General features: G+C 37.5%; 11 protein-coding genes and 1 pseudogene. 1 reads left to right on the plus strand and 11 read right to left on the minus strand.

The genetic code is table 11. The features are described 5' to 3' along the window. A pseudogene (locus Q0039_RS01415) lies at positions 1–333 on the minus strand (DNA polymerase IV); the annotation flags it as partial. An 84-nt stretch (positions 334–417) separates the two neighbouring features. Here Q0039_RS01415 and Q0039_RS01420 point away from each other — a divergent pair. Continuing rightward, positions 418–885: a CYTH domain-containing protein gene (locus tag Q0039_RS01420; protein WP_297507928.1), complete on the plus strand. Its 468-nt coding sequence runs from the start codon at positions 418–420 to the stop codon at positions 883–885. Here the strand turns inward: Q0039_RS01420 and Q0039_RS01425 are convergent. The 10 genes from Q0039_RS01425 to Q0039_RS01470 form a co-directional block, all read right to left on the minus strand. Next, positions 877–1,383 (minus strand): septal ring lytic transglycosylase RlpA family protein, encoded by a 507-nt coding sequence (locus Q0039_RS01425; protein WP_297507931.1) that lies wholly within the window; start codon positions 1,381–1,383, stop codon positions 877–879. The two genes, Q0039_RS01420 and Q0039_RS01425, sit on opposite strands and share 9 nt — an antisense overlap. Positions 1,384–1,465: 82 nt before the next feature. After that, positions 1,466–1,855, minus strand: a complete 390-nt coding sequence (locus Q0039_RS01430; protein WP_297507934.1) for a hypothetical protein — start codon at positions 1,853–1,855, stop codon at positions 1,466–1,468. A gap of 99 nt (positions 1,856–1,954) precedes the next feature. Then, positions 1,955–3,598: a glucose-6-phosphate isomerase gene (gene pgi, locus Q0039_RS01435; RefSeq protein ID WP_297507937.1), complete on the minus strand. Its 1,644-nt coding sequence runs from the start codon at positions 3,596–3,598 to the stop codon at positions 1,955–1,957. A gap of 111 nt (positions 3,599–3,709) precedes the next feature. Further along, entirely contained in the window at positions 3,710–4,948 is a 1,239-nt protein-coding gene (locus Q0039_RS01440; protein ID WP_297507940.1) for a peptidoglycan DD-metalloendopeptidase family protein, read from the minus strand. A gap of 1 nt (position 4,949) precedes the next feature. Continuing rightward, a complete protein-coding gene (locus tag Q0039_RS01445) occupies positions 4,950–5,879 on the minus strand; it encodes a tryptophan 2,3-dioxygenase family protein (RefSeq protein ID WP_297507943.1) in 930 nt (309 codons plus the stop codon). Further along, a complete protein-coding gene (locus tag Q0039_RS01450) occupies positions 5,879–6,652 on the minus strand; it encodes a DUF3108 domain-containing protein (protein ID WP_297507946.1) in 774 nt (257 codons plus the stop codon). Before Q0039_RS01450 ends, Q0039_RS01445 begins: the two co-directional genes overlap by 1 nt. A 291-nt stretch (positions 6,653–6,943) precedes the next feature. Further along, positions 6,944–8,104, minus strand: a complete 1,161-nt coding sequence (gene hppD, locus Q0039_RS01455) for a 4-hydroxyphenylpyruvate dioxygenase (protein WP_297507949.1) — start codon at positions 8,102–8,104, stop codon at positions 6,944–6,946. Between the two features lie 50 nt (positions 8,105–8,154). Then, positions 8,155–9,312, minus strand: a complete 1,158-nt coding sequence (locus Q0039_RS01460; RefSeq protein WP_297507951.1) for a homogentisate 1,2-dioxygenase — start codon at positions 9,310–9,312, stop codon at positions 8,155–8,157. Positions 9,313–9,493: 181 nt separating this feature from the next. Further along, complete coding sequence (locus Q0039_RS01465; RefSeq protein ID WP_297507955.1) at positions 9,494–10,957, minus strand: amino acid permease; 1,464 nt, start codon at positions 10,955–10,957, stop codon at positions 9,494–9,496. 74 nt (positions 10,958–11,031) lie between these two features. Further along, positions 11,032–12,831: patatin-like phospholipase family protein (locus tag Q0039_RS01470; protein ID WP_297507957.1), on the minus strand; the 1,800-nt coding region annotated here is incomplete at its 5' end.

Genomic DNA, 12,831 nt, shown 5'->3' on the forward strand with positions numbered 1-12,831 from the left:
ATAGGCCTCATCGAGTGATAACGGCTCGACCAATTCGGTATACTCCCTAAAAATAGCCCGTATGCGCTTGGAAATCTCGGTATACCGGTCAAAACGTGGGCGAACAAAAATCAATTCTGGACATAACCGTTTGGCTTGTACGCCACTCATGGCACTGCGAACACCAAATTTTCGGGCTTCATAACTCGCTGCCGACACCACACCGCGCTCTTCACTACCACCTACTGCAATGGGTTTCCCGCGTAATTCGGGATAGTCCATTTGCTCTACAGAAGCATAAAATGCGTCCATATCAATGTGAATAATTTTACGGAAGTGAAGTGCTTCAAGCATGACTCAAAATTACTAGAATTTCTTATAATCGAATCGTAACTCCTAAAGGTTTTAATTCCTATTTTTGAACAAAATAGCAAACAAATGAAAGAAATCGAACGGAAGTTTTTGGTAAAAGACGATCGCTTCAAAAATGAAAGTCGTTGTGCAATTCCTATTGCTCAAGGCTATTTGTCCTCGGTTCCTGAGCGAACAGTTCGTATTCGTATTAAAGGTGAAAAAGGCTATTTAACGATTAAAGGCAAAAGCAATGCTTCGGGGTTGAGTCGGCTGGAATGGGAAAAAGAAATTACATTGCAGGAAGCCCAACACTTACTACCGTTGTGTGAAAAAGGGATGATACAAAAAACCCGATACGAAGTGGTATCGGGGCAACATATCGTTGAAGTTGATGTTTTTGAAGGAGAAAATACAGGACTTGTTTTGGCTGAAATCGAATTACAAAACGAAAACGATTCCTACGAAAAACCCGAGTGGTTGGGCGATGAAGTAACTCATGATCATCGTTACTATAATGCGTATTTATCGCAACACCCGTTTAACTCATGGTGATTTCTTCTCTACTTCAATTACTTCTAGCGTAACTATAGCAGTGCCCGAATTATGTGATCCAGAAATCAAAACAAAAGCACGTTTGGATAAATCGATTTCACGACCCCGCGCGAAAGGTCCGCGATCTGTAATTTCTACAATCACTGATTTTCCGGTTGATTCATTAGTTACCCGAACCAAGGTGCCCAGCGGTAATTTTTTATGTGCTGCCGTTAATTTATTTCGATCATAGCGTTTTCCACTCGCGGTTCGTTTTCCATGAAACCGATCGGCGTAATAAGAGGCATGTGCTTTCTTTTTATAAAACTTATACTTACCATTAATGACTAGTGTAGTGTCCTCTATAGTTTCTTCAACAACGACTTTTACTTTTTTAATAGTATCGGGCTTTTGCTTTTTAAGTTCTGGATTTACAGCCGTTTGAGCGGTAAAGGTATAACTAAAAAATAGCGCCAATACTACCGATAAGCCGACGATTATGCTTTTTGATGATTTCATTTGGCTCTTGTTAAGATTTGAATTAGGTTGTTTTAAACGAACACCCTTGAATTCCTATTGTTTGTCTACTGGAATTCGGAAATTATAACCACAAATGCCAAGGGATACAAGAAAAAATAAAAAGAAGCCCTAATGAATAGAACATTAAAAACGATTTAAATTTCGCATCGGAAGCTTCGTTTTTCTTGTGTTTGGACCAACCGATAGTAATTAAAATAATTGCAATGATAGTTGCTATAGGATGTTCCATAGAGGAAAGACGCATCTCTTTTTGAAATCCAAAATACAAAACAAGCCCTACAACCAATTGAATGTGCGATGCGATTAAAGCAAATAATCCAATTTTACGGTCTCTAGCTGTAAATTCGCGTCCTGATGACTTCCCCATCAAGGCATTAATAACAGCAAACAACAATAAAGCTAAGGCTAAATAGGCCCACCCTGAATGAAATTTTTGTATAAAATTGAACATGTTTATTATTTTTAGTGAAAAACAAAAATAGGCAAAAACCTTATAATAACGCAACCAAAAATACGATTGCTCTAATTGCTATTGATTCTAAATTAGAAATTAGCGCTTTTTCAAAAAATATGAAACCAACAATTGAGTAGAGCTGTCGTGCTCTTTAATGGTTTGGGTATTGATTTCTTCCAAAATCGAATTGGCCAATTGTTTTCCGAGCTCTACACCCCATTGGTCATAGCTAAAAATATTCCAAATTACCCCTTGAACGAAAATTTTGTGTTCATACATCGCAATTAATTTTCCTAGTGCTTCTGGAGTCAATTTTTGGATTAATATTGTATTGGTTGGTCGATCACCAGAAAACACTTTGAAAGGCAGCAAATAGGACACTTTTTCTGGTGCTACTCCTTGCTTTTCAAACTCAGCCCGTACTTGAGTTTCCGATTTTCCATTTAACAAAGCTTCGGTCTGAGCAAAGAAATTTGACATCAGTTTGTCATGATGGCTTTGGTCACCATGCAACGATTTTACAAATCCAATAAAGTCCGTCGGAATCAATTTGGTTCCTTGATGAATCAATTGAAAAAAAGCATGTTGCGAATTCGTTCCGGGTTCGCCCCAAATTATTGTTCCTGTTTGGTAGTTTACTGGTTTTCCATCGCGGCCAATACTTTTTCCGTTACTTTCCATAATCCCTTGTTGGAGATAGGGAGCCAATTTTTGAAGATATTGGGTATACGGAATTAATGCCTCACTCTCTGCACCGTAAAAATTGTTATACCATATACTTAACAAAGCCAATATAACCGGAATATTTTGTTCAAATGGAGTCGTTTTAAAATGATCATCCATTTTATTGGCTCCAGACAAAAGTGCGTCAAAATGGTCAAATCCTACGGCTAAAGCAATAGACAATCCTACGGCACTCCATAATGAAAATCGGCCGCCTACCCAATCCCACATTGGGAAAATATTGTCAACATGGATGCCAAATTCCGTTACTTTTTGAATATTTGTCGAGACAGCTACAAAATGGTTGGCTACATCTTCGGGTTGTGCAGATTGCAAAAACCATGTACGAATCGTTTCAGAATTAGATAAAGTTTCTTGCGTAGTAAAGGTTTTGGAAACAATAACAAACAAAGTCGTCTCCGGATTGATTTTTTTAATTACCTCGTGTACATGATCGCCATCTACATTGGAAACAAAATGTACGTTCAAGTGGTTTTTATAAAACTGTAAGGCTTCAACTACCATAGCCGGCCCCAAGTCTGAACCCCCGATACCAATATTCACGACATCTGTAAAAGCTTTACCGGTATACCCCTTACGAACTCCTGAAATTACTTCGGAAGTAAAGTCTTTGATTTTATTTTTTACAGCAAAAATTTCGGGCATTACATTTTGTCCATCTACCCAAATAGCAGCTGTTTCTGGATTCCGTAATGCGGTATGAAGAACAGCTCGATTTTCGGTTTGGTTTATTAAATCCCCTCTAAAATAAGCGGCAATTGCTTGATTTAATTGAACTTCATCGGCTAGTGCTAATAAGTGATTAAGTGTTTCTCGCGTAAGGGCATTTTTAGAATAATCCACTAAAAAATCGTCCCATTGTAAATGAAATTCCTCCGCTCGGTTGGGATTTTCGGCAAATAAGGCTTTAATGGATTGCTTTTGCATCGCTACAAAATGATGTTGAAGGTTTTTCCAAGCCTGTGTTTGGGTGGGATTAGTTGTATTTAGGGCCATAATTAAAAATTTTACGACACAAAATTAGACAAAAAGAATTTGGTTCGTGTTGCTTTGTGCACCAAAAAAAGTGTTCAACATCTATGAAAACGTTGGAGTTGGATAATTTCTTTATTTTGTTTTAAAGGTTAATGCCGCAACACTATCCAATTCGCGTTTGAGCGGTCGCATTTGTTCTTTAAATCGGGGTAAGTTTCTTCCCTCCATTGGCTGTGCATTAGGTAATGAAATACGCAATGGATCAACTTGCACCCCATTTTTCCAAAAACGGTAACACACGTGAGGTCCAGTAGCCAAACCGGTACTTCCCACTTTTCCGATAACATCGCCTTGTTTTACACGCTGACCTCGTCGAACCAATATCCGTGACATATGCAAATATTGAGTTGAAAAGGTGCGGTCATGTTTCACTTTAACAAAATTACCATTCCCCGCCGTATAACCCGCTTGCTCAACCACTCCTGTAGCGGTAGTCATGATGGGCGTACCCGTAGGTGCTGCATAATCGGTGCCATTGTGGGCTTTCCAGCGCAATTGTACTGGGTGAAAACGACTTCGCGAAAACCGGGAGGTAATATGAATATATTTCAAGGGCGCCTTCAAAAAGAAATTCTTAAGAGCTTTCCCGTTTTCATCGTAATAATCGATACGCCCTTTTTGTTCTTGCTGAAAAGGAAATGCATAAATCTTGCTGCCCTTGTACTCAAAAAAGGCACAACGCAAGCTATCAACCCCATCAAAAATAGTATCATTTATATAACGCTCGGTAAAACTTACAGCAAATTTGTCTCCTTTTTTCAATTTAAAAAAGTCGATTGACCACGCATAAACTTTCAATAATTTATTGGACAAAGCGGGATCGACTTTCATTGTTTGCAATGTGGAAGATAACGAACCGTCTAATGCCCCAGCAATCGTTTTGGTTTTAAAGGTTAAGGGTCGTGATTTTTTTTGCCCAACAATTGAATCCGTTAAATCGACTAAATAATAATCAATACGATTGGGCTGGTAAATTAAATACTGCAGTTTGTGGTACTTGTCTTTTGTGCGTAGGCAAATATAAGGACGCATAAAACGGACAGACAGCGGGATTGAATCCTTTATTTTTTCAATTATTTCTGCTACTTTATGGGCGCCTAAATTTTGCTTTTTGAGAATCCGTTCAAAAGTATCTTGACTACGAATGGTATCGAATTGCACGTTGTAATCGTCAAAATTAAACCCAAAATCGACAATAGGCTTGCGTGGTTCCATAGGTTCAATAATATAGTCTTCTTGTGCGTCTTTACATGAAAAAAGCAACAAGAATAAGCCTAAGCAACCCATTATTTTGAGCAGTCGTTGAATCATACTAGCAATCCTCCCCCCAATTTTTCAATTCATCTGCTGACCACAATTCGGGAAAGAAAATGCGGCGTTGGTATTTGGGATGCATGTATTTTTTCCAATCGCTCCCTCCGGTAGCTTCACCAGAGCCTTGTCCACTTTCAATATATTTTCGAGCGGCATTGTAGTGCCCCATTACCCAAGTAATATTGACGGTACGGTCGTAATGGCGCATGGCTGCAACCAACTCTTGATTTTGCTGATCTTCTTTAGGTAATTGTTTGAATTTTTGCCAAATGTTGATGGTGTTGTATTCTTCCATAAAACGGAGGAATTCTGCATCATATTTTTCTTCAAACGCTTGTATTAAATAGTTTTTTTGCCCTGTTTTATGATCTTTACCAGCGGCTTGCCAATACAAATGCTCAAGTGCATTGCGGTAGGAGGTGTTGCGATCAATTGTTTCACGGAACCGGTAATCTATTAAATTAATTAAATCGGTAGAGGCAAACTCAATTTTACGGTATTGTGCACTTTGAAATCCACTTGCAGGAGTCAACGTATTTCTAAACTTCATGTACTGTTCGACTTCCATTCCATCACGCATAATATCAAATGAGGTAGTCAACATATCAAAATAACGACTGATCCGACGTAACTTTTCAGTAAAAAATGCAGTGGTCAATTCAGAAGCGTGACACACTTGATCAATTTCCCAAAGAATCATTTTAAACAACAACTCATTGACCTGATGGTACATGATGAAGACCATTTCATCAGGCAAAAGTGTGCGTTGCGTTTGCAAATTCAAAAGCGCATCGGTTTGAATATAATCCCAATAGGTAATGGGCTTGGCCCAAAGTAATCCCTCCAAATGGGTCGCTGTATTTTGTTTCATGCCATGAAACTTTTCGTCTAAGGCATGGATTAATTGGTTTGTGGTTTCGTCAATCATTATTTCGATTTTATTTCAAATGGATTGGATAGCCCTTTAAATCCTTCAAGGTCGGCTTTGATAGATCCTACCATTAAACTTGCTTTTATCCGAACAGGAATTTTATTATCATCATTGGAAATCCAAACAGTCAAACTTTCTTCTTCTTTAAAAACCCTTCCGGATTGAACCAATGGGCGAAAAATCATACAGGGTACAACACCAAATTTAGTCTCCAAATCCTCTTTTCCGATGAATTTTAACTTAAATTTTGTGGTCTCATCATCAAAAAACAGATTTACATTAATCGATTCGCCTACTTTCATGCGATCTACACCTGGGTAGTTCCTTAAAAAGTAAAATGTTGAAACAATATCTTGGACATTTTCAGGAGTGGTAAACGTTTTATTTGAATTATTTTTATAATCTTTTACCAATATTGTGTTGCGCTCCTGGTTGAAAAATCCTTCCTGATTTTTAATATATCCACCTTCGTCAATTTTTCGGACAAATTGATGCGGTTTTCCAGTTACTTTGTCAAAGTAGGATTCATAATTATCATCTACTTTAAAAAACCAACGGGACATTCCTGTTGTGTATCCCTTTCCGATGGCATGATATACTTTTCGATTGTTGCGAATTGCTTCTTTTACTTCGAGTGTGGCAAATCCAGCGGTAACTAATCCATAATGAACCCGAAACTTAAACCATTCACCCACATCGTAAGCGGAAGGTCTTTGCGTATCGAATGCAACTGTAAAAAACAATAAACCGAGGAACAATAACTTTCTCATAATAAACCTGTTTAGTCTTTTACGGCATACAATTACTGTTCCAAATGTAAAAAAACAAAAAAACCCAGCCAAAAAGGACTGGGTTTTTATGCTATTAACCAACCAAAAAACTATAAATTATGAATAACTTACTACTTTCAAAAGACAAAAGTCTTTTATTCGTTTTTCAGTGACAAATGTACAGCGTCAATTTCAATAATTACAACTAAAATGCCGACTTTAACATATAATTATTAAAAAACACGATACTACAACGTTGTATTTTATAAATAGTGCAATAAAAACCCAAAACTATAACGTTCCTCGCAATGCTTGTTCCCGTTCGATTGACTCAAATAATGCTTTAAAATTACCCGCACCAAATCCTCTAGCTCCCATGCGTTGAATAATTTCAAAGAATAAAGTAGGACGATCTTCAACAGGTTTGGTAAATATTTGAAGTAAGTACCCCTCTTCATCGGCATCGACCAATATGGATAGTTTTTGAAGTTCTTTGATGTCTTCCTTCATGATTTTCATATGTTGCCCCAAACGAGCTGGAATTTCATCATAATACGCCTGCGGTGGTGGAGGTAAAAATTCTACGCCGCGCGCCTTTAAACCCGATACTGTTTTAATAATATCATCGGTAGCTACCGCTATATGTTGTACTCCTGGACCTTCATAAAAATCCAAATATTCTTCTATTTGGGACTTCTTTTTCCCTTCAGCCGGTTCGTTGATAGGGAATTTAATACGACCATTCCCATTTGACATAACTTTACTCATCAAGGCCGAATACTCGGTATGGATCTGAGAATCATCAAATGATAAGAAGTTTTCAAATCCCATCACCTGCTCATACCAAGCCACCCATTGGTTCATTTCGCCCCAACCTACATTACCAACCATATGATCGATAAATTTTAAACCCAGCGGTTCTGGATTATACTCTGATTTCCAATCCATAAACCCGGGAAGGAAGGTGCCGTCATAATTTTTGCGTTCTACAAACATATGCACAGTTTCTCCATAAGTATAGATTCCTGATCGAACAACTTCGCCATGTTCATCTTTTTCAACGGTCGGTTCCATAAAAGAACGCGCACCTCGTTTGGTGGTCTCCTCCCAAGCTGATCGTGCATCTTCTACCCATAATGCAACTACTTTTACGCCATCTCCGTGTTTACGCAAATGATCATTGATGGGAGAATTGCTATTTAAAGGGGTCGTTAATACCAAACGAATTTTGTCTTGTTTTAACACATAACTCACTTCGTCGCGTGAGCCCGTCTCTAATCCTTTATAGGCTAGGGACTGGAATCCGAATGCGGTTTTGTAAAAATGAGCCGACTGCTTCGCATTGCCCACGTAAAATTCGACATAATCTGTTCCTAATAAAGGAAGGAAATCTTGAGCGCCTTGAAAGATTTTCTCAAGACCATATTCAACTGATTGTATATCTTTTGACATTAAATTAAAGGTATTAGCGGACAAAATGCGTCCAAAAGTTGTTTTATGAATTATTCTAACCAGGATTGAAAATAACGTTCATCGGCTATATCAAGTGCATCTTCAGTAACCATTAACGGCTTAAAAGTATCGATCATGACAGCTAATTCCAGGGTTTCTTTTTTACCAATACTTCGTTCTACAGCACCTGGGTGAGGGCCATGTGGAATTCCTGCAGGATGCAATGATATATGGCCTGCTTCAACATCGTTTCGACTCATAAAATCGCCATCTACATAATACAACACCTCATCGGCATCAATATTACTGTGGTTATAAGGTGCGGGAATCGATTGCGGATGATAATCATACAAACGTGGCACAAACGAACAGATCACAAAAGCATCGGTCTCAAAGGTTTGATGCACTGGCGGAGGTAAATGAATTCGACCTGTCATCGGTTCGAAATCGTGAATCGAAAAGGCATAAGGATAATTATACCCGTCATACCCAACTACATCAAAGGGATGTGTCGCATAAATCATATCAAAAATTTCATCTTTCTTTTTGATTTTGATTAAAAATTCTCCCGTTTCATCGTGGGTTTCTAATTCATAGGGCTTGCGAATATCCCGTTCACAATAAGGAGCATGTTCCAATAATTGTCCAAACCAATTGCGGTATTGTTTGGGGGTGTATACGGGCCGATGGGATTCGACTATAAATAATCGATTATCCGAAGTATTAAATTCCATTTGATAAATCATTCCGCGTGGAATTACCAAATAATCGCCATACTTAAAATCTAAATTACCCATCATAGTGCGTAATTTTCCAGAACCTTTGTGAATAAAAATCACCTCATCTGAATCTGTGTTTTTATAAAAGTACTGGGTTGTAGATTGGCGAGGTGCTGCCAATACAATATGGCAATCAGCGTTGGTTAAAACGATTTTTCGGCTTTCTAAAAAATCATCTTGAGGTTGTACTTCAAAACCGCGTAAACGGTAGGATTGAATATTATTGGCTTTCGCAATTTTGGGCGCTACACTGTATTGGCGGCGAATTGTTTTAACCTGTGTCGGACGGTGTACATGATACATGTTGGAATACATTCCATCAAATCCGATGGTTCCAAACAATTGTTCATAATATAATTCGCCGTTGGGTTTGCGAAACTGAATGTGTCGCTTGTGAGGGATATTTCCTAATTGATGATAAATCGGCATCGTTACAATTTAAGTATTAAACATAGGGCTGGCGCCCGTTACAAACCAAAACTGAACCTCCCTCACTCAGGATTTCTCTTGATGAGGAACTTTAGATGGTACAATAATCCATTCCAGCCTTTCATGTAAACAAATATCGAAAAAAAAATCCAAATGCTCTCGAATTTGGATTTTGAAGTTTTTATTCTGTTGGGTTATTCAAGTTGGACTTTCGTTTGCCATAAATAAAATAGACAAGAATACCAATTGCCAACCATGCTAGAGACAACATTTGTGCATCTAAACTCAAATTAATCATTAAATACGTATTGATTAAAATTCCAGAAATCGCAATAACTGGTAATGCAGGCACTTTAAATGTACGCTTCAAATCGGGCTGTTTTATACGTAAAATCCAAACGGCTATACAAACCATGGTAAAAGCAAATAACGTTCCGAAACTAGTCATGTCTGCCAATTTATTAATTGGTGTAAAAGCAGCAACTACCGAAATAATGGCGCCTAAAATCATCAAATTTGTTTTTGGAGTACCTGAGACGGGATTAATCTTGGAAAACACTTGAGGAATTAATCCGTCTTTTGACATTCCTAAGAAAATTCGAGACTGACCCATAATCATAACCATTAATACAGAAATCAATCCCACTGTGGCAGCAATTGTAATAATAAATCCAGCCCATCCTTGACCTGCAATATCAAACGCATAGGCTACAGGCGCTTTTATTGCATCGGGATATTGTCCTAGCGGATTAAAATCTTTGTAATTCATCATACCGGTTAAAACTAAGGATACCAAAATGTATAACACCGTACAAATCAATAATGAAGCAATAATTGCAAATGGCACGTCCTTCTTCGGATTTATCGCTTCACCCGCTTGCGTAGAAACCGCATCAAATCCGACATAAGCAAAGAAAATAGCAGCCGCACCTGAAATTACACCCGCCAAACCATACGCATTGTGTGTTGTTTCTTTCTCAATGATTTGAGTAGCTGCGGGAATAAATGGATCCCAATTTTGAGTATTGATAAAGAACAACCCTGCAATAATTACAAACAAAACAGCTGAAACTTTGAGTATAACTATAAAATTGTTTGCCTTAGCAGCACTACTCGTTCCTTTAATTAAAATTGAGATTACAAATAATACAATCAAAAATGCAGGTAAATTCATAGAAAACCCATCGCCTGTATAACTAGCAGGATCTGTAGTTAACCATTCGGGGAGTTTTAAACCAAACATTTTGAGCAGTTTGTTAAAATACCCTGACCAAGAAACCGCTACGGTCATTGAGCCCATTGCGTATTCGAGTATAAGCCCCCAACCAATAATCCATGCGAAAATTTCTCCAATTGTACCATAGGCATAAGCATAAGCAGAACCCTCTACAGGTAAAATTGAAGCGAATTCAGAATAACAAAGCGCAGCAAAAACACAGGCTACCCCTGCAATTATGAACGAAAGCGCTAACGCAGGTCCGGCATGATAATAGGCTCCTGTTCCTGTTAATACAAATATTCCACCTCCGATAATGGCACCAACTCCAATGGCTGTAAGACTCCATTTACCTAAAACCCTTTTTAGTTGACTTTTCTTCATATCTGCTTCAAAAGCAGCTACGGGTTTGACTCTCCAAATTGACATAGTATTATATTTTGGTTATGTTATAGTTTTCAAATATAGGGTTTTTAACGAAAAAAAGCTATGCATTGCATCGACTAGAACCAAAATCCGACGCTTAGCCACAAAAAGCCTTTGGGCTGTTCAGGTGACCATGAATATTTTGCCTCAATTGGCCCCAAAATGGTTTCTAAACCATAGCCTAAAGCATACCCCGTAAATTTTGGTCTTGAAAACCAATTGCCAGTTTCAAATAATTTATCTCCTAAGTTGGCATAATTAACAGAAAAATTGACATGGTTTTTTTTGTAAAATTCAACATCAACAGTTCCAAGCGATTTAATATAACTATCGGCTATGGCCCCCATAAAATCATATCCATAAAAGTGACGGAAATTATTTACCGTCTGATAACCATAGCCTCCTAAAACAAAGTCCATAAACTGTGCACCATTTTCACCAATAGATATTCCTACTTCGGACTGTAACTTTACATTGAATATTTTATAAAATGTTCGGGTAATTGCTGCTTCACCTTTTACAATAGTAAAGCGATCAAACCGTTTTGTATAATCTGATGAGTATACATACGAATCGACTTCTCCATTAAAAAACCAACCTTTTTTTGGGAAATACTTGTTGTCGAAAGAATCATATTTCATATAGCCAAAAACACTGGCATAATCACTATTATCAAAATATTGCTTTTGATCTTCTAAGGTCTTGGATTTGATTTGTAAGTGTTTCCACTCAATACCAGCCCCTATTAAAAATTTTTGAGCAAAAATGGTTTGTAAATACGCTTGTTGTGTAAAATCGGAATAATCAACATTGAATGAGTTAATGCCTTCTTGATTAAAAAATGTACGGTTACTAGTTGTAGTCTTTACATTACGATTAAACTGATTGAAGCGGGATTTTAAACCGAAACTAAAATAAAATCCATTATCCACATAATAATCTAAATTGTATCTAAAATTATCTCCTAAAGCAAAGTCTGCCGACAACACATCATTGCGAAACACCATTTTCTTCTGCGTAAAATTGACTATTGCCGCACTTTTGTACAAACCATCATAATGCAAACCAAAACGCAAAAATGTTTTATTTTTACTTTCTACCAATTTCATTTCGAGTTCGTCCCCTGAATTGAAAGGATTTAATTGAAATATAATTGAACTAAAGTTGCCCGTTGCAGTTAATTTATTGATCCCATTTTTTAAATCGGAATAACTCACCTTCATTCCTTGCTTAAATCCAAGTTTACCAATTACATAGGCGCGGGTATAATTTTTAATACTGTTAACGGTAATTCGGTCTATTTGCAAACTGTCTTGTTGTACCGCCATCTTTTGAACCGTATAATTTTGGGCCGCCAATTTGATAAATTCATCCTTATATTGCCGGGCTGCTGCTTCGCCACGCGCAATAATCTCTCGGCCTTTATCAAAAGAAATTACATTGTAATCTTTAATATCGGGTTTGATATAAAAATCGGTACGTTTTTGCTTTTGTTTCATGCTTTCAATCATCTCCAAATTGGAAATTTGAACCAAAATACGGGTAGCTTCTTTTAAATTATCGCGGTTTTGTAAGTCGTCTTGAACATCAACTCCAATAATGATATCGGCTCCCATTTTTCGTAATTCATCGACCGGATAATTATTGGTCACACCACCATCTATCAAGAGTTTACCATTAATTTCTACGGGAGAAAACAAGCTAGGAAAGGCCGAACTAGCCAATAAAGCCTCGGGCAAATAACCGCTTTGCAGTACCTCTTGGGTTCCGTTTTCAATATTTGTTGCCACACATAAAAACGGAATAGGCAATTGATTAAAATCGCGCACATGGCGAACTTTATGGGTAAGCTTAGATAATAAATTATAGTTGTATAA

The sequence above is a fragment of the Flavobacterium sp. genome (assembly GCF_027484945.1).
GTDB lineage: Bacteria > Bacteroidota > Bacteroidia > Flavobacteriales > Flavobacteriaceae > Flavobacterium.

Bases quoted from the DNA above. Each gene is read 5' to 3' on its own strand.
- Q0039_RS01420 (WP_297507928.1), top strand. From the start codon at position 418: ATGAAAGAAATCGAACGGAAGTTTTTGGTAAAAGACGATCGCTTCAAA.
- Q0039_RS01425 (WP_297507931.1), bottom strand. From the start codon at position 1,383: ATGAAATCATCAAAAAGCATAATCGTCGGCTTATCGGTAGTATTGGCG.
- Q0039_RS01430 (WP_297507934.1), bottom strand. From the start codon at position 1,855: ATGTTCAATTTTATACAAAAATTTCATTCAGGGTGGGCCTATTTAGCC.
- pgi (WP_297507937.1), bottom strand. From the start codon at position 3,598: ATGGCCCTAAATACAACTAATCCCACCCAAACACAGGCTTGGAAAAAC.
- Q0039_RS01440 (WP_297507940.1), bottom strand. From the start codon at position 4,948: ATGATTCAACGACTGCTCAAAATAATGGGTTGCTTAGGCTTATTCTTG.
- Q0039_RS01445 (WP_297507943.1), bottom strand. From the start codon at position 5,879: ATGATTGACGAAACCACAAACCAATTAATCCATGCCTTAGACGAAAAG.
- Q0039_RS01450 (WP_297507946.1), bottom strand. From the start codon at position 6,652: ATGAGAAAGTTATTGTTCCTCGGTTTATTGTTTTTTACAGTTGCATTC.
- hppD (WP_297507949.1), bottom strand. From the start codon at position 8,104: ATGTCAAAAGATATACAATCAGTTGAATATGGTCTTGAGAAAATCTTT.
- Q0039_RS01460 (WP_297507951.1), bottom strand. From the start codon at position 9,312: ATGCCGATTTATCATCAATTAGGAAATATCCCTCACAAGCGACACATT.
- Q0039_RS01465 (WP_297507955.1), bottom strand. From the start codon at position 10,957: ATGTCAATTTGGAGAGTCAAACCCGTAGCTGCTTTTGAAGCAGATATG.